The sequence below is a fragment of the Cohnella sp. genome (genome assembly GCF_041640265.1).
In the GTDB taxonomy this organism is placed as follows: Bacteria; Bacillota; Bacilli; order Paenibacillales; family Paenibacillaceae; genus Cohnella.
In genome coordinates this window covers 209,665-227,603 of sequence record NZ_JBEQAP010000002.1, presented here as the reverse complement: position 1 = coordinate 227,603, position 17,939 = coordinate 209,665, and the positions used below count along the sequence as shown (strand labels likewise).

The following is a 17,939-nucleotide window of genomic DNA, read 5'->3' as shown; positions in this document are numbered from 1 at the left end:
CTTTTCTACTTTTCTATCAAATGTTATCTTCTTCCTGATCTGTTGTGCGGCACGGTGACCGTAACCGTTACAACGGCTGTGTTGCCCGCTTTGTCGGTCGCCTGATAGGTGATCGTATAGACGCGTCCGGTTCCTTCATCTGAACGTTCTGCCCTGACACTGAACGAGGTGTCCAGCGTGCCGAATTCCGCATCCTGAATATCGTTCGGAACATCATCCGGACCTGTCCCCTCATCCGGCTCGTTGCTCGTAATCGAGACGAGGACGATCGATTCGATGCCGGACAGATTGTCGCTGCCATACACATCCGCTGTAATGGTCACCAGCTTATGATTCGGCGGCCACAGCTCTGTCTTATCCAATGTGACAAGCAGTTCGGGCGCTGTCTTGTCGATTTGAACCGTAACGGTATGTGCTTCTTCTACATTGCCGGCGTTGTCGACACTCCAGTATACGAGCGTATGAATGCCGTCCTCTTTCAGGCTGACCGATGCTCCGGTCTCAACTTCGCCGCCGTTCAGCGTATAATACGTCGCCGCCACGCCGGATCCGCTGTCGGTTGCCGTCAGATGTACCGTTACGTCATGATTGACCCAGCCTTGCGGAGCGTCGTCCGTCGTTTCCGGCTTGATCGTGTCGACCACTTCGATGTTGACCGGCAATGCTGCATAAGCCCCTCTTGCGTCATAAACGGAGAACGTCACGGTGTAGTCTCCGATCACATAAGGAACCCATACAAAGTCTCCGGTCGCCGCATCGAACGCCGCCCCTTCCGGCAGCATGCCTGCACCGTACGAGAGCGCGTCGCCGTCGCGATCTGTCGCGTTTACGGTAAACGCAATTTCGGTTCCTGCCTCCACGGTCTTATCCGAGATTTCCGCTAAGACCGGAATTTCGTTCAACGCTTCAAGCGCCGCAAGCAGGCTGGCGGATGCCGCATCGACCTCTTCCTGTGTTGCACCTGCATCGTTGTACACCGATTGAGCGCCCAACACTGCCGCTTCCAGCGCATTCCAGCTATCTTCCGTATACAGCGACGCATCAAGCATGGCCGCCTCATCCAGCAAGACCGGGATCAAGGTGTTGTCGATCCATTGAACCCCATTACTGTATACCGCCTGAATTTCTTCCGCGCTCATGGCGTAGTTGTACATTTGGAACTCGTCGACCATGCCGTTAAACAGCGGATCGGGCCACTGGCTCTTGCCAATGTAATTTACGCCCGGCTTGAAATCGCTCGGCTTGATTGTGACATTGTTGTTCGTTGCCTTGAGTTCGCCGTTCACATACAGCTTCGCCGTTTTGTTCCCAAGCGTCACCGCAACATGCACCCATTCATTCACCGGCATCGAAGCGGTCTCCACTCTCTGCTCGCCGCCGCCGTTCCTGATCGCGAAACGCAGCGTATTGTCGCCTGATTTCGGCGTCAGGAACAAAAACTGGCTTCTGTTGTTGCCGAAGTCGAATATTCTTTGCCAGTTGCCGCCGCCTCTCCAGTTCACCCAGGTTGCTACGGTGATTTCACCGTAACCGGAAAGAGCATGATCCTGCGGCAATGTCACATAGCCGTCCGTACCATTCAAATTGACAGTCTGGCCTATCTTGCCTTCAGCGTAACCAACGTTACCGTGAGCCGTTCCGTCATGCTTGCCGAATGCATTCTCCAGGTTGCCCTCGAACGAATAAAGCGACAACGGCACTTGATTTAGCGTTGCTTCCGCCTGTACAAGCTCGGCAGCGAGCTGCGCAATGTCTGCTTCCGGCTTCGCCAATTCCGCTTCGATCCGCGCCACTTCCTTCAGGTACAGGTAGTAGCTGCCCTGCGTATAGCCTTTAGACGGAATCACATTCAGCTTGACTTTGAAATCTACGGTTTGGCTGGCCTCGAAGGTTCCATTGCTAACCGTAAAGATCACCAGATGGCTGCCGCAATCCGCCTGTCCCGGCGTCCAGGAGAGCACGCCAGTCGCCGCGTTAAAGGATGCGCCCGCTGGCAGATTCTGCGCTTGGTAAGTCAGTTTCGCGCCCGAAGGATCGGATGCCGGCAACTGATACGCGAGCGGCAGCTTCGCAGTCACTTCCACAACCGGCTCAGCAGTGATTACAGGTAATCCTTTCACCGTAATCTTGACGGTTCTGGAGGTGGACAATACTCCGGATTTGACGGTAAAGACGACTTCATGCACGCCGCCCTGTTCTTTGCCCGGCGTCCAGTTGAATGTGCGCGTTCCCGCGTTGAAGGAAGCCCCTTCAGGCAGATTGGCTGCCTCGTACTGAGCGCCTTCAATGCCGTTCATTTCTTTAACTGTAAATGTCAGCTGCTGCTCCGCAATGACGAATTTGTCGCCGATTGGAGCAAGCACCGGCAGCCCTTCGATATACTCCAGCCCTTTGAGCGCCTCCAGCAGGCTCGCCGCGGCAGCATCGATCTCCTCCTGAGCCGCATCGGCATTACCTGCCACCGACTCTGCATTCGCGAGCGCCGGTTGGAAAGCTTCGAAGCTTTCGGTTGTGTAATATTCGGCTACAACAACGGCCGCTTCGTCCAGCAGAAGCGTAAGCAAGCTGTCGTCAATCCATCCCGTCGTGCTATTGTAAACCGTCTGAATTTCATCCGTGCTCAAGGCGTAATTGTAGATGCGGAATTCATCGACCATGCCGTTCAGCAGCGGATCATTAAACTGGCTCTTGCCGATGTAGTTATTCTTCGGTTTGAAATCGCTCGGCTTGATTGTAATATTGTTGGCAGTTGCTTTCTGCTCGCCGTTGACATACAGCTTCGCCGTACCGCTGCCGAGCGTCACCGCCACATGCACCCATTGGTTGATTGCGAGCTTCCCGGTTTGAATCATCTGCTCGCCGCCGCCATTCTTGATCGCGAATCGCAGCGTACCGTCGCCGGAACTTGGCGATAGGAACATAAACTGATTGTTGTTGTTGCCGAAGTCGAATATTCTTTGCCAGTTGCCGCCGCCCTTCCAGAATACCCAGGTCGTAACTGTCAGCTCATCGTAATGGGCAACCGGATGCGTCTCAGGCAGCTTCACATGGTGTTGTCCGTTCAGGTCGATAGCCTGCCCGATCTTGCCGGACGGATATTCAGGGGTTCCATAAACGGTTCCATCGTCCGTCGTTCCGATGGCGTTGTCCGCGTTGCCTTCGAACGAATAGAGCGACAACGGCACTTGCACGAGCAGCTTCTTCGCATCGTAGATTTCGTCAATCAGCTGCGCCTCGTTAAATTCAGGCTTCATCATCTCCGCTTTAATACGATCCAATTCCTTATGGTACAGGTAGAAGCTCGCCTTCGTATAGTCGGAGGCCGTCAAGCTCTCCGCATCCTCCAGCACCACCGAAATCGGATCCGCTTCTATGGAAGCAGTGGCCGAGAACGGTTGCGGGGAGCCGTCGTCATGAACGGCTAGCACCTTATAATACGCCGTGCCATACCGTAAAGCGTCCTTGAATGGCTTCGCTCTTGTACCCGTGAGAACCTCCTCCCAGGGGGAGCCGTCTTCCAGTACGGTCGTGCCTGCCTTGAACACCGGATCGGTCAAGCTCGCGGCTTCATCATAGGTGCGGTATACGTTGAACCAGGAGGCTTGCTTCGGTTTAGTCCAATGCAAAGTGATTTGATCTTTATCTTTTTCAACAAACGGAATCAGACTCTCTCTCGGCATACCCGATACGGTTACTTCACTGAATGCTGCCTCTTGAGACGATATGAGCCCTGTATAATAGGCATATGGGAATAAACTATCTATCTCGGCAATGTATTCCCAATCGACTCCATCCTTCGATGCAAAAGCATGGGCGAGCTGTGAGTTATGATGCCACAACAGCTTGACATAAGGATAGTCATCGACATGATAGCCTTTAATTTGATGATTCCACGGACTTACAGGTATACCGCCATTCCATACTCCAAAGGACACTCGATTACGATGCTGCAATACCAGGTTCCCTTGGTCATCCGCGCCAAAATAAAGATAACGGGAATTTTCAGAAAGGAATTCCCTTAGCATAATACCGCTGAGAGCGCCGCTATTCTGATCAATCCTGGCACTGATAGAGCTGTTTCCAACGGCTGGCTGATGGACAAAGTGGAAGGAGTCCTTAATATCTCTTCTATAGATATTAAAATCGTCCCCTTCTCCCAGCCCTGTTCCATCCGCATTCTGTATTGTGACCACATCACCGTTAACCGTTGCGCTGCCTTGCGTGGTCCCAATGAGATCCTGCTGCCATGGAGAAGCAAGATTTTTGGATGCGGCATCGCTCAGATCAGCTTTTGCGCGCCATGACTCCCAGCCTGATCCATGTTCATTCACGGCTGCCACTTTATAATAGTATACCTTCCCATTCACCACATCGGTATCTTTATAGTGATTTCCAGTCAACCCTTCTGCAATCACAGCATAAGGACCCTGTTCGGTTTCAGAACGTTTGAGGGTATACGTTTGTCCTCCAGCAGCGGTTTTCCATATCACGTCTACAAATCCATTTCCTTCAACCGCTTTGACAAAATCGACATGATTGGGCTTTGGAGCCGGATCAAGTTTGGACGATAATTTTAAAACCATTCCTGTTTCAGGTCCGATGGTTACTTTTCCATTGATGACCGGAATATTTTGTTTTGAAACAAAATCGAAAATCGTATCTCCTGTATAATCAGAAGGCAGCTCCACCTCAAAGGAGCTTTCATTCTGGTATTCAGGACGAGTGGTATTCAGGAGGATGAAATACTCCCCATATCTTGCAGCCATTACATCCGTCAAACCCCCATAGGGGTGATCGACTTCAAGATTATCCCGCACCACTTTACCAACCCCTGGCTGATACGCAATAGGTAATATTTCACCTGCCAAGGATTGAGGCGCAAATCCTCTGGTTTGCGGATGATTTCGCTGGTAATATAGATCCACATCTTGTTGTCTGATGTAGTAATCCTCATATTGAAATTGATTGTTGGTAGCAACTTGTACTAATCTCACATACTCAGGAGTAATAATATGAAGCCTTCCAGTAGCCGGAACCCCCATATTCAGCCATGATAAAGCCCCGAACATTCTAAAGTCCCCATCCCGCATGGAGAGGAATTTAGTATCCACATCGATCCATGCGAACTGTTCATAGTCCTCCGGGTTCACACCCAATTCGGCAATCTCATCTTCTGAATAATAATCAAAATCAGTCTGCGGGATCACAACCCCGGCCTTTACATCATCAAATCTGTCATAGTCCGCACGTTTTGTGAATATATACTCATAGCTATCACGCAGATTGAAATCCTTTGTGGACAAATCATCCAGAAAGCGATTATCCATCTTCAACTGCTTCATGGCCCCAACGGTATATTTGGCATATTCCCAATACCGATCCCATTCCGGACCGCTGAAACGCTCCTCATGATCCGCCATATACTTTTCTAAATAAGCATAGGACGTTCCATATCCAAGCATTCTAGGACCATAAGCGATCGTTCTGGAAGGCATACCATAATTTCGTTCATCTAGAGTAGCATTCATCGCCATGATTCGTTTGCCCTCATCATCCAAGTCAGCGAGTCGAGTCCACAAACGACCATGAAAGCTGTTAAGAGCAAGCTTCAGAAGTTCATCATTGATTTCTTCTTCCCCAGGCTGATTCAAGGTTTTATAGAAGTAATCCAAAATATAATTGGTTACTTCCCCATAAATTCCTACATAGTGATTTTCTCTTCCCAACCCGGCTTTGGTTAGATTTGTATAATGTTCTCCATAAGGCTTGCGTCGTACAACGTTACCTTCTTCATCCAATTTGCTTTTTGCAAGTCCTTTTCCGATAATGTGAACATAATCATCTGTAAAGACAGCAGCAGTATTATGAGAAAACAAAGAATGATACACATCTAATTCTTCTCCATTAGGACCGACCAATACTTCTTCGCCTAACCATGGTGCTCCTCCAAACATTTCTAATAAAATTCGATGACTGCGCTCTCTCCCTTCATAAAATTCGGACCCTACCATCCTGAGTCCTTCATGGGCTTTCCAAGCGCCTTCATACGTATAGAACACCTGATTCGAAATATAAGATTGTCTGGAACGGGCGAAATCAAAATTCGCTTTCAGTACCCGTCCCCATGCTATGCGACGGGTTAATGGTTCGCCATTCCACCCTGCGCTGGCAAGGGAAAATTCTCCTTCAACCGTTCCCGTATCAAAGGGTTCATCCAGAAATGCTTTGTATGCTTCTTCTCCTAACACTTCATCATCAAAGATCAGGGTTTCTGCAAGATACAAAGCCTCTCCTAATTCGCCGTAAAAGCCGCCCCAATCCCCCTGGTGTCCGCCGCGAAGCACCAGTCTTGTATCCCCATAGTAGTTTTTCGTATGAACATCAATGGCTTGAAACATACGCGTTAACGCTTCACGTTTATCTTCCGGGGTTTGCATGGGAGACATGTCCTGTTTCAATACCATGGCATAATAGCGAAGATGATTTGTGTACTTAGCGATATTTAACGTGTTATTCGGGTTATTGCCAAGATGGTTATACAGATTCATAAAGAGGTTAATTTGGTCTTGTTCTAACTGTCCAATTCTTGCTTCAATTGCCTCATAGGTATCACCAGATCGCAGTACGGTCTCCGGTCCCTGATTTTCATTAAATTTATACCCCTGCACTTCGTCATCTACATCAATATAAGCCTGGGTATGGGTATAACCGGTATAGTACCCCCTTGATGGTTGATTTACCTCACCCCAGGGATCCGTTGTATTGATTGTGATTTCAACGATTTCCTTCCCTCTTGTTGACTCCAGAGGAAGCACAATGGTGCTGTATATAAATTGATTCGGTGCTCGTTCGCCGCCAATCAGAGGCGAATAATCCGAATTTCGGAAATATCCGACCTGTTCGCCATTGATCACAAGCATTGTTCGAACGCCTGGCTCCACAACATCATTTCCTGAAACCTTCACCGTAAAGTAATTTTGCAGATACGGATCCACCTTCATGGAAAAGGTTAAAAACCCACCTGTATCTGAAGCAGGAATACGCGGCTCAGATACCCTGGCATTCTCACCCAAAAAACCGGTGATCACGCTCGTAAAGTCGCCTCTGAAATTGTGAGCGCTTTCGGAATTGACATTACCGAAATCGAGCTTGTCCAAGTAACCGTTTGCAGATTGAACCGGTGTCGGTACAGGCTGCGGATCTTCATTAGCCGCAAATACACGATTGTTCGCCGCGGGGACGAGCAATTGCAGCAGCATGACTGCCGCCAGACAGACGGCCAAGGCGCGTACCGCCCAGGTTGCATTCTTGTTGTGCATAACCATTAATAATTCCCCTTTACGTAAATTTTTTAATAAACAGGAACACCTAAAGATTTGATATAGCTAAATCTCTAGATGTTCCTAATTTATCGTGATGTAAATTTCGATATGTTACTGCTTTTGAGCAAGGAAGGCATTGATTTGATTCTTCAATTCTTCCTTAATCTTATCTACACCTGAATCCTTCAAATCCTTATTCATCTTCGCCAAATTCTCTTCAACATCGCCGAAACCGGACAATAAGAACGGAAGATACTTGTCCATAACGGTGTTGACTTTAGCCATTTCATTTTTTACAGGCCCTTGATCAAATATAAATCCTGCCAGTACATGTTTCTGATACGTTTCCGGCTTAAATTGATATTCATAATATTGTTGAACTTGCTCCGGCAATCCTGCAGGAATTCGATACAATGTCGGATTCCAAGTCAACTGGAAAGCGGGGAAAAGGTAATTTTTAGTCGTATCCACTCCTTCCGGAATATCCCACTGCTTATCTCCTACAGCCTTCCAGTTTTTACCCTCGATACCGTAAGTGAATAAGTCATTGTTCTCCTGACTGGAGAAAATCCAATCCAGGAATTCCATGGCTCTATCAATTTTTTTGGAATTAGCAGGTATAGCAATGGCATTCCATGCCTTGCCATCCGTAGATTGGGTTCCAGGCGCCATCTCCTGATTGTTCTTGAAGATCGGCCAGAAACCGATCTCCGCGTTCGGATCTCGTGCCACTTGCTCGTTTACTTTCCCCTTGAAACCGCCTATGGGCACGTATCCGGCAGCTTCAGTCTTACCTGTTCCAGCCACGCCATTCAAGGTATCTGCCGGAATAAATTTGTTAAATCGCTTCGCTTGATTAAACTGGTTCATAAGATATTTCAGACCGTACTCGGGATGAAAGTTAGCCCATTCGGATGCCGGATCGCCATATGCTGCCACACCTGCAACGGATTTCCCATCATCGGCGATTTGAACGTAAACGAAATTTCTCTTCGGATTCCCATGGCCGGTAAATGGAAATACTTTCCCCTCCAGCGTTTGTGCATTGATATCGGTAAATAGTTTGAAGAAAGCAGTGTTTCCATAGTTTCCAAACGGGATCATGTCTTTTTCGTTTTCTTTAACTTTTTCAAGGAAGTTATACAAATCGTCATAACTGCTGATATCGTTCATTCCATACTTCTTTAACAAATCTTTTCTGTACCAGACGCCTTCCATATCCATAAACGTGTTTGCAAGCGGAACGGTGTAGATTTTGCCATTGACTTTATTGTCATTGATATATTCAGGTGAAAATGCCTTCTGAAGTCCGGGATATTTAGGGTTGTTAAAGTATTCGCTTAAATCTGCCAATGCGCCTTCTCTAATGAATTTATCCCTTTCCCATGGGTTAAAGAGGTCCATGTCTTCTCCCGATGCGATCCATAATTGATGCTTGGCTCCATAGTCGCCAGGCGGTGTAAAGGTAAGATTCAAGGTCGTATTAAGCGTATCCTTCGTCCGTTTCTCAAACTCCTTAACGATGGTATCGACATCGCGATACATCCCGTTTTCAACCCCGAACAGACGAATATTAAGCGTAACCGGATCCTTATTCGCTGCGGGCGCAGTGCTTTCTGTCGCATTGTTGACAGGCGCCTTGCTTTCTTCCATACTTCCAGTCGGCTCGTTTGCTTGCTTACTGCATCCAACGAATAAAGCAGCAAGCATCGTTACAGCAATCAGTACTACAAAAAACTTTTTGTTCATGTTACTTCCTCCCTTTTATTATTCAATCATATATACTAAACCGCTTTTGCGGGTTTAGCCCTTAACAGCTCCAACTACTAATCCCTTAATAAAGTACTTTTGCAGGAATGGATAAACAAAAATAATGGGACCTACAGTGACTACGGCTGTAGCCATTCTGACAGTATTCTGTGGGAGTACATAACTAACTGTAGCTCCTTGCAAATAATCTAATTGATACATAAATTCCACTTCTCTCATTACCTTCATAATCAGATATTGCAAGGAGTACAGATCTTTATTGTCAATAAAAAGGGTGGCTGTAAACCATTCGTTCCAGAAACCGAGTCCATAAAACAATCCGATTGTTGCCATGGCAGGTTTGGCCAATGGAAGGATGATTTTAAATAAAATGTAGATGTCATTCGCTCCATCTATTTTGGCGGATTCCGCCAGCGAATCCGGTATTTGCTTGAAGAAGTTTCTTAACAGAAACATATTAAACGGATTAACCAACCCCGGTAAAATATAAACCATGATATTATCGCTTAAACCTAAATATTTGGCGATAAGAAGATACGAAGGTATCAAACCTCCGCTAAACAGCATCGTAAAATAGACGAAAAAAGCAATCTTGTTTCTGTGAGTAAACGTTTTGACGGAAATGGCATAAGCCATCGCACTGGTAACGATCATGCAAAGGATCGTACCCACAACCGTGAAAATGATCGTTGTCTTGTAAGCGGTGAATATGGTGTTATCCTGAAAGATGACCTCGTAAGCAGTTAACGAGAAATCTTTTGGAAAAAGAGCAAAGCCGGTCAATTTTACTGCTTTTTCGTCTGATAGGGAGCTTGATATAATAAGGATAAAAGGCACAATACAAAATATAGAAAATAGGGCCATAAAAAGATAAGAAAATGTATCTATTGCTTTACTCTCCAAGCTGTTTTTCATTTTTAATCTCCTTCCTTTAAAAGATCGCTGAATCCGAATCATACTTCTTGGCAAAATAATTCGATACATATACGATGATTAAACCTACAAATGATTGATAAAATCCGATCGCAGTAGACATGCTGATTTCATTCATTTGCCTAAGCATTCTGAATACATAAGTGTCTATGACATCGGTCGTTTCATACAAATTAGGGTTGTCGCCTATAATCGCATAAATCATTCCTAAATCCCCATGGAATATGCCTCCGATGCCGAATAAGGTCAAAAGCACAACTGTTGTTCTAAGCTGCGGCAAGGTAATCTTTGTAATACACTGCAACCGGCTGGCTCCATCAATTTTGGCAGCTTCATACATGTCCTGGTCAATGCCTGCTATAGCAGCCAAATAGATAACGGAGCCGAAGCCTGCGGCTTTCCATATTTTCAAAACAATCAGTATTCCGACCCATAAATTCGGATTGGAGTAAAAACTGATTTCCTGCCCTTCTTGAATAAAACCAAACGCTTTCAAAATGGAATTAATAAATCCTACATCCGTCGACAATAATGCAAAAACAAACATCGAAACTAATGTCCAGGAAATAAAATTCGGCAGAATGACAATCGATTGTGTCACTTTCTTGAAAGATTTGGAGGTGATTTCAGATAGCACAATGGCAATAAGGATCGAAAAAAACAACCCGGTAACAAGAAACAATATATTTAAATACAACGTGTTCCAGGTTACAATCAGCCAATCCTTTGAAGTGAAGAAATACTCGAAATTTTTCAGACCGACAAATTTACTTTTAAACAATCCTTTCACAGAATTAAACTCTTGAAAAGCTACCACTAACCCTGCCATCGGCAGATACTTGAAAATCACAAAATATAAAACACCCGGCAAAACTAATAAGTACAAATAGAAATTTTGTTTTACATCTGATAGGAAACTCTTTTTTTTCTTCTTAATGGGTATGCTGTCTGCTTTATTATTGCTCAAAGCTACATTCACATTTATCATCCTCCTCGTATGCTAAATAGATCTCTCGGCTCGCGTCGTGGTAATAGATCTCTCGGCTCGCGTCGTGGTAACACTGAAAGCCTTTGCCCTTTTGACTCTAATGCCAAGTTTATGAGTGTTCAAGTTCTCGTTTTGCCAAAATGCCGATTTGATGGTTTTTGAACCGGTTCAAAATATCACTGTAAAGGATCCCGATGCTTTTTGAACTCGGGCGGTTTTTACAGAGCCAGGCGGTGACTAAACTAACGGCAGCATAATGGAGTAAAAGGGGAAGAAAAACAAAAAATCACCAGATGGGGAGTATGCAAACTAGAATTTCCAGAAGTGTTGATCGGAGTTATGGAGGCTTATTAAAAAATGGATTTACGCTTGAAGGGATATTTCGTCATGCGAGGATTTGGACAGGCCAAGGCTTAATTGATATAGACCATTTCGCTAAATTAAGAGAAGACATTGTTGGTTTGCTGATCTTATGCTCTAATGGAACTGACAGACCCTATTCGGTCGAAAACGTCCATTTTTCCATTGTAACGGAACTGTATGCGCTTATTTGCCCTATGCACCCTGAAAAACCGGGATTTGTCCGCAAATAACGTCGTACAGTTCCGTTAGATTTTGAAAACGGCCGATTTCGTCTGAATAACGTCTCGTAGTTCCGATAGGATCCGGCCTGCGGACAGACCGATCCATAAGGCCAATCAGAGCCGGGACGTTATACTTGCCGAAAAATGATTTTTCGCCTTCTTGGCCCGGTTTCCTATCCGTCACTCGCTTTTTGAACTCCCATTATTCTGAATACTAATTCTATAATTCTCCGGAGTACTGCCAAAGTGTTTTTTAAATACTGTAAAGAAGTGCTTACTATTCTCTGGATACCCCACTAATTCAGCAATCCTGCTGACAGGATAATCCGTTTCAATTAGATGCCTCTGCGCTTCTGACATCCTGCATTGTGTAATATAATCTGATAATGATATACCCGTTATCTCTTTGAAAATAGACCTGACATAATTACAAGACAGCTCTACATACTCTGCTACTGTCTCCGTTGAAATATTTATATCATCATAATGCATTCCAATATAATTTTTAATTTTACTTACAATAATGGTTTTGGCATTTTCTTTAGCATCATTGCCTTTTGCCTCTACAGCTTTGAAGCAGAGTGAATAGAGATACGTTTTTATTTCCTCCAACGTTTCGCAAGTTTGGATCTCAGAAACAAGCACCTTTATGCTGTATTCTCCATTCTCAATACTAGTCTTGGCTATACCGCTTAGTGTCCTTGTAAGTAACACGGCTAACTGCAACACCGTTATTTGTATTTCATCAGCACTATAAAAAGCAAGCATTTCAAAAAACTCATCAAGGCTTTTGTCTATTTTTCTTAAATTGCGTTCCTTTATGGCTTCGATCATTCTCTTCTCAATATCATAAGGATATTCATGGAGATCATTATTATTTCGTTCAGCTATATCACCATATTCTATTACTGCTTTTCTGCCGAATATCATTCGGTAATTCGAAGCTGCCAGTGCATGCTGGAAGGATTTACTTATACCTTCAACTCCTTCTACAGTATCGCCTATTCCCGCAGTTACAGAAATCTTCAGATATTTGTCTACTTTATCTTGTATTTCCTTTGTGTTATCGATTAATCTACTCAAAATCTCGTCATTTCTATTATTTACATTTAGAATAATACTTACATAATCGTGTCCGTTATCAATGCCCTCTACCTTAAATCGTTTATCACTAAAGAATTCACTTGCAATGTTAAGAATTGCAAATTTAACTAATCTTACGTCTTTCGACCATTTACCTGAAAGAACATTTTCAAGTGAATCCATTTTAAGCACAATGGTCAAAAAGAATGGATTGTCAAAACTTACCCCGCATTCCATCATATAATCTTTGTCGTAGATTTTATCGTCAATTTCCCCATCAACTAATTTTCCCAAAAATGTCTTCTTCTTATCATTCAATAATCTGTTTGAATCCAGTCTGTATTTATGAAGCAATTTTCTAAAGGGATTATATATACTTGATGTAAAAAATGCAGCTAAGATGATCCCCACAAGTATAAAAATAATCGTTAAAATCAATAATGTTTTTTGCATAGAAAATGCTGACGATAATAGCTTGCTATATTCGCCAATGCCTATAAATATCAAGCCTAGATGCTTAGCTTTCACATAGCTGACAAGTGATTCCTTATCATTAATCTTAGTTATAAAACTGCCTTTTTCATTGTTAGACTGCATGATTTGTTTCGTAAAGCTTTCATTGGCAAGATTTGTATTGATCATAGAAGTGTCATCATGAGATAATACGTTACCGTCTTTATACATAATCAATACCTGATTAAGATCTCCGGCACTTCCACTGGTAACCATCTGCTGTAGTATTCTTTGATTTAGATTAATTACCAATGACGATTCAATTTCACCATTATTTGAAGTGTTTGTAAGAACCAAGGTCAAGAAATTTTCGCTTATATTTATATTATTTATTACATAATCCACTTTTCTTGTAAAATATTCAGCTGAAACGATATTTCCCGGTTTCCTCAGTATATTGATTATATCTTGATCCAAAAAATCAGTTGTAGTCTGAATCCCTTCCCCTACCTCAGATATGCTGAATATTACCCTGTCAGCCTTTGAATTATAAATATAAATGGAGCGAATAAGCGGACTTGACATCACATATTGCTTGAGTTTTTTAAATACATCCTGATCGGCGAAGGCATCTGATTTATCAGCATACAAACCATAATTAAGATCACTATCCAGATTATTGATAAATAATTGATAAAAATTATAATAAACATTTATGAGCATTAGATCTGCAATATAATAAGATTGCGATATAAAATTTTCAGAGGTTTGACTGACTTGCTCTATACTTTTTTTGCTGTAAGTACGAAATAATACAAAGGAAAAAACGGATAATAGAACGATAACAATAACTAAATAGGATGATAAGATTTTTATTAATAAAGTATTTCTTCTATAGAGGGATTTTAGCCTGCCCCCTACTCTATCTACTTTCATTTTGCAGTCCCCCTCGAAATATCTATTGGGAGAACGTCCTGGGAAACCAATCTTGTATATGCAGTCCCCCAGTTCGCCCAAGGCGAGTCCTTGATGACCAAGTACGCCTCAAATTTGATAATCACTTGCGAAACTGAATGCCATGGGTTTGTTCATTTATGTCGAAATTCCCCTGCTCCGCACTTAGAATCAACTCGCCATTGATCCGCAAATTGGTAAAGGTGACCCCTTCCACACTCCGTTCACGGTCAAACCCGTATATGCGGTTTTTGTTTTCATTTTTGCCATTATAGGTCACATTCCGGAAATGAATGTTCTCAATACGTTTGCCGGCAACAGGGTTATATTTCTCGTTCCACACCACACGGATGTCCACCAGCTGGCCCAGTTCAAAATCCTCCACACGGATGTTGTCATAGGTGACGTTCCGCACCGTGTTATTATCGCCGACATTAATATTCATGGCCCCCCAATAACCGGGCTGGGGCTCATGATGCTCCAAAATATCAATATTGCTGAACTGGATATCCTCGATCAAGTCTCCCCGACGATAGTCCCCATGTCCGCCGATATTTATTGCATGAGCTACGTCAGCCCAAAGGACGGAGTCTTTGACACTTACGCAGCGTGAATCCCCTTTATAATCCCAACGGCTTCCGTATACGGCAATGCAATCGTCGGACGTCCGCAGGAACACATCCTCGATCTCAATATGCGAGCTGGACATCATGTCGATACCGTCGCACCATCCCCGCGTGCTGAAGGATTTGAAGTTGCGGATCCGGATATGCTCGGACTTGCCGATATAAATGCTATAGTGAGGCGGATCGAGTAGCACGATCCCTTCCACGGTAATATGTTGCGAGAAGAGGATTCGGACACCCCGGAACGCAGAAAACCGGTGAAAGTCAGCTAAATACAGTACTCCTCTGCCACGGATGGTAACATTCTGTACTTGATCACAGACGAGGGAGCCGACCACAATGGCACCGCCGGCGATATAGACGGTTTTCCCAGACGGAATACGGAAGATCGTCTCCTCCAGATAATGCATCCCCGGCCCGAAATAGATCACTTCCGGCGCCGCTCCCCCGGGCTCCTTCGGACTGTCGGCCAACCGATAAATATCCTCCATCCGATGGATGGCAGGCTTCAGGAACAGCACGTTCGAGGCGTCCGGTTTCGGTGGATTCTCCTCCGGGGCATTCGCGAAAAGATGCAAATTGCTAAACCGGTCCCCATTCACTTCAATGGACAGCTTACACGGTTCATTCAAACGGAAGGTAATCGCCGCTCCTTCCACTTTGAACGGAATTTGCTTCGAAAGGGGCCGGATGACGACTTGCTGTACGGTTTCCTTCCGGCTCTCGACCCTTACCTCCACAGTTCCTTCCATGTCAAAGTAGGCCATGGAGGCCTGTCTGACATTGTGCATGTCCACCTTCGCTTCATACACGAAGAGTGGCTGCCAGCTCTCCCCCGGAATGCGGACGCTAACCTCAAAATCATCCCGGCCTACCGCCCTTTCGGGCGCTTCCCAAACTTTTAATAAGTCCATCGATTTTCTCCTATTAATGGGTTTTGTCATCATCATTACTTACCGCCTTTATCAAGATACGCCTATATTTGCTCGACCAGCTCTGCCCGGATCTTGTTCAATCCCAGCACGTGGAGTTCCATATTCATTTTCGCGGCCGTTTCTCTCCAGTTCTTATCGGAGCCTGTTACGAAGAGGTGCATGTATTCGCCCAGCTTAGGTGTAACTTTGGCAATTTCCGTCTTCACCGACTCTGAATTGAAGACAAATTGGTACAGAGGCAGCGCATATTAGGCATCGCTGCTTTTTACGTATTCGAGCATCTTTTGCGCATATGGATCCGCATTCACATTCGTGCGTTCATACATAGCATACATTGAAATTTGATACCATGGAAAGTTGTATTTTTTTCTTGTTCGTCCGTACGCGAATAGCCTTTGTCTTCGACCTTGGTCCAGTGTTCGCCCTCCAATCCCCAGGTGAACAGATCATTGTTTTCCTGGCTGGTGAAGATCCAATCCAACACTTTCATCGTACGGTTAACATTTTGGGACGTTGTAGCCATATTTCTCGCGCAAGTCCTTACGGTAAACGCTTTCATCAAACCGGGGTATATATCATTGTTGAAATACTTTTCAATAGGCTGATAGTACCCCCATGCAATATTCTGATAGAAGCTCCCGGTGCCAAGATAGTCAAACGTCAAATCCAATTCCTCACCAGCGGCCATCTTTAGTCCAAGATTCTGCTTCAGTTCGCTGCCGGCCCACTCGATAGCGAGCTTGGTATTCAGTGAATCCATGGTGCGCTTCTTGAACTCGGCCAACACCTTGTTCATCTCGATCGGCTTTGTTTGCATAAACAAAAATTTCAAGCAGGAGCAGACAATGCTGGCGAAGATTTTGAGGCGCTCGAAGCAACTGCGTCTTCGGCATTCCTCTTATTGTTGCTGCTTTTGCTGGTGCAAGCGGCAACAGACAAGCCATCGCTGTGGATACCAGCAACACGGTTGCTTTCTTGATCGATTTCCTTTTCATGCTGTGAATGCATCCCTGCCTCCCTCTATTTAGGATAACGATCTATTTAGGATAACAATGAATTTATACAGGCTTTCTCACTGCTCTCTCTTCTCGATGCCTTAAGTATGCACGGAACAGCACTTGCACACCAGTTCAAAATGTAACGATCGCTGTAAATTAAACCTTTAAATGCTTTAACCGTGCAAGCATCCTGTGATTTAAGGACATGAAACAAGGTTGCGTCCCGAACATCCGACTGTCGGGTACGCAACCTTGTTTGTATACCATCAATTCAATCGATGCTCCGTTCGGTAATGATGCGGCGACTTGCCAGCGTACTTCTTGAACGAGACATAAAAGTAGTTGGAATTGGCTATGCCGACCATCTCGCTGATCTTAGCAGCGGGATAGTCGGTTAGGATCAGCAGTTCCTTGGCTTTCTCAAACCGGTAGTTGCTGAGATATTAACTTCTGGTCTCGCCGCATAGATCGTTGAAAATTTTGCGGACATGGTTTTTGGTCATTCCGGGTTGCTGTATTCCGCATGGATATACTCATTCACCTTCTCGACAATCTTGACATTTCGTAACGAATAATCACTTTCCCGGAAATCCATGATCTTCTCGCAAATCCTTATATATTCTTTCTTTATCTGGTCCAATGTGTCCCACTGCCGCAATGATTCAGACAACGAGGACAGATCCTTGCGCAGCAATTCATCATCATCCGTCATCATCTTCGAAACACGTTCCTCTTCATTTTGATACTCCGAGATCGGCGCTTATGCCCGATACGAAATCCTCATTAACAATTCGATTACAGCGCAACCGATATCATGAGAAAATCTATCATAATACGTTAATATCAAAGTACGTTAATAGTATGGTCATTGTATCAAATACTAAGTTCATTGAAAAGAAAGCTTAAACTCTCTTACTATGAAAGCAACATGATCAATCTTCCGCTCTAAGATTTAACTCAAACTCCTTGTCGCGGTCACAGATCAGAACACCGTCCACAACCTCCAGCTTGGCAACCTGAATGGACGAGCGGCGAATTTCATAGCCCGAATCTTCATTATGTCCTTTAACACGGCCAGGATGAGTGAAATAAAAGATGTACCCCTCTTCTCCTTGAACGACCACATCCGCGTGAAGGCCGATCGTTCCGTCTTCCTCACGCGAGCCTGGCGTGTCGAGAATGAGGCCGTTTCGTTCCCATGTCTCAAGATCATCGGAACGGAAAACACCTTGTCCTCTCCATTCGTCTATGATAAGCCAATAATATCCTTTTAAGTGAAACACATTCGGTCCT

At 44.6% G+C, this 17,939-nt stretch carries 13 protein-coding genes; 1 reads left to right on the top strand and 12 read right to left on the bottom strand.

All coding sequences use genetic code 11. The features are described 5' to 3' along the window. Positions 1 to 23: 23 nt before the first annotated feature. From ACESLK_RS02850 to ACESLK_RS02810, 9 genes are all read right to left on the bottom strand, one after another. On the bottom strand, positions 24 to 7,325 hold the full coding sequence (locus ACESLK_RS02850; protein WP_372661897.1) for a LamG-like jellyroll fold domain-containing protein: 7,302 nt from the start codon (positions 7,323 to 7,325) through the stop codon (positions 24 to 26). Between the two features lie 108 nt (positions 7,326 to 7,433). Further along, positions 7,434 to 9,071, bottom strand: a complete 1,638-nt coding sequence (locus tag ACESLK_RS02845) for an ABC transporter substrate-binding protein (RefSeq protein WP_372661893.1) — start codon at positions 9,069 to 9,071, stop codon at positions 7,434 to 7,436. 54 nt (positions 9,072 to 9,125) lie between these two features. Further along, positions 9,126 to 10,007 carry a carbohydrate ABC transporter permease gene (locus tag ACESLK_RS02840; RefSeq protein ID WP_372661890.1) on the bottom strand — a complete coding sequence of 294 codons (882 nt, stop codon included), beginning with the start codon at positions 10,005 to 10,007 and terminating at the stop codon, positions 9,126 to 9,128. Between the two features lie 16 nt (positions 10,008 to 10,023). After that, complete coding sequence (locus ACESLK_RS02835; RefSeq protein WP_372661887.1) at positions 10,024 to 11,004, bottom strand: ABC transporter permease; 981 nt, start codon at positions 11,002 to 11,004, stop codon at positions 10,024 to 10,026. A 564-nt stretch (positions 11,005 to 11,568) separates the two neighbouring features. Then, positions 11,569 to 11,781 (bottom strand): hypothetical protein, encoded by a 213-nt coding sequence (locus ACESLK_RS02830; protein ID WP_372661884.1) that lies wholly within the window; start codon positions 11,779 to 11,781, stop codon positions 11,569 to 11,571. Then, positions 11,778 to 14,069, bottom strand: a complete 2,292-nt coding sequence (locus ACESLK_RS02825; RefSeq protein ID WP_372661881.1) for a helix-turn-helix domain-containing protein — start codon at positions 14,067 to 14,069, stop codon at positions 11,778 to 11,780. The genes ACESLK_RS02830 and ACESLK_RS02825 overlap by 4 nt, the downstream gene beginning before the upstream one ends. 121 nt (positions 14,070 to 14,190) lie before the next feature. Then, entirely contained in the window at positions 14,191 to 15,627 is a 1,437-nt protein-coding gene (locus tag ACESLK_RS02820) for a glycosyl hydrolase family 28 protein (RefSeq protein ID WP_372661878.1), read from the bottom strand. Between the two features lie 62 nt (positions 15,628 to 15,689). Beyond that, positions 15,690 to 15,884: a DUF3502 domain-containing protein gene (locus ACESLK_RS02815; RefSeq protein WP_372662152.1), complete on the bottom strand. Its 195-nt coding sequence runs from the start codon at positions 15,882 to 15,884 to the stop codon at positions 15,690 to 15,692. A gap of 68 nt (positions 15,885 to 15,952) precedes the next feature. Further along, positions 15,953 to 16,465: a hypothetical protein gene (locus ACESLK_RS02810; RefSeq protein ID WP_372661875.1), complete on the bottom strand. Its 513-nt coding sequence runs from the start codon at positions 16,463 to 16,465 to the stop codon at positions 15,953 to 15,955. On the opposite strand from ACESLK_RS02810, the gene ACESLK_RS02805 reads away from it, so the two are divergent. Beyond that, a complete protein-coding gene (locus tag ACESLK_RS02805; protein ID WP_372661870.1) occupies positions 16,460 to 16,627 on the top strand; it encodes a hypothetical protein in 168 nt (55 codons plus the stop codon). The genes ACESLK_RS02810 and ACESLK_RS02805 overlap by 6 nt on opposite strands. 285 nt (positions 16,628 to 16,912) lie before the next feature. Here ACESLK_RS02805 and ACESLK_RS02800 read toward each other — a convergent pair whose 3' ends face one another. From ACESLK_RS02800 to ACESLK_RS02790, 3 genes are all read right to left on the bottom strand, one after another. Further along, a complete protein-coding gene (locus tag ACESLK_RS02800; RefSeq protein WP_372662149.1) occupies positions 16,913 to 17,047 on the bottom strand; it encodes an AraC family transcriptional regulator in 135 nt (44 codons plus the stop codon). Positions 17,048 to 17,145: 98 nt separating this feature from the next. Continuing rightward, positions 17,146 to 17,361, bottom strand: coding sequence for a hypothetical protein (locus ACESLK_RS02795; protein WP_372661868.1), 216 nt, complete (start codon positions 17,359 to 17,361; stop codon positions 17,146 to 17,148). 217 nt (positions 17,362 to 17,578) lie between these two features. After that, a partial coding sequence (locus ACESLK_RS02790; protein ID WP_483862615.1) for a glycoside hydrolase family protein occupies positions 17,579 to 17,939 on the bottom strand: 361 nt, incomplete at its 5' end.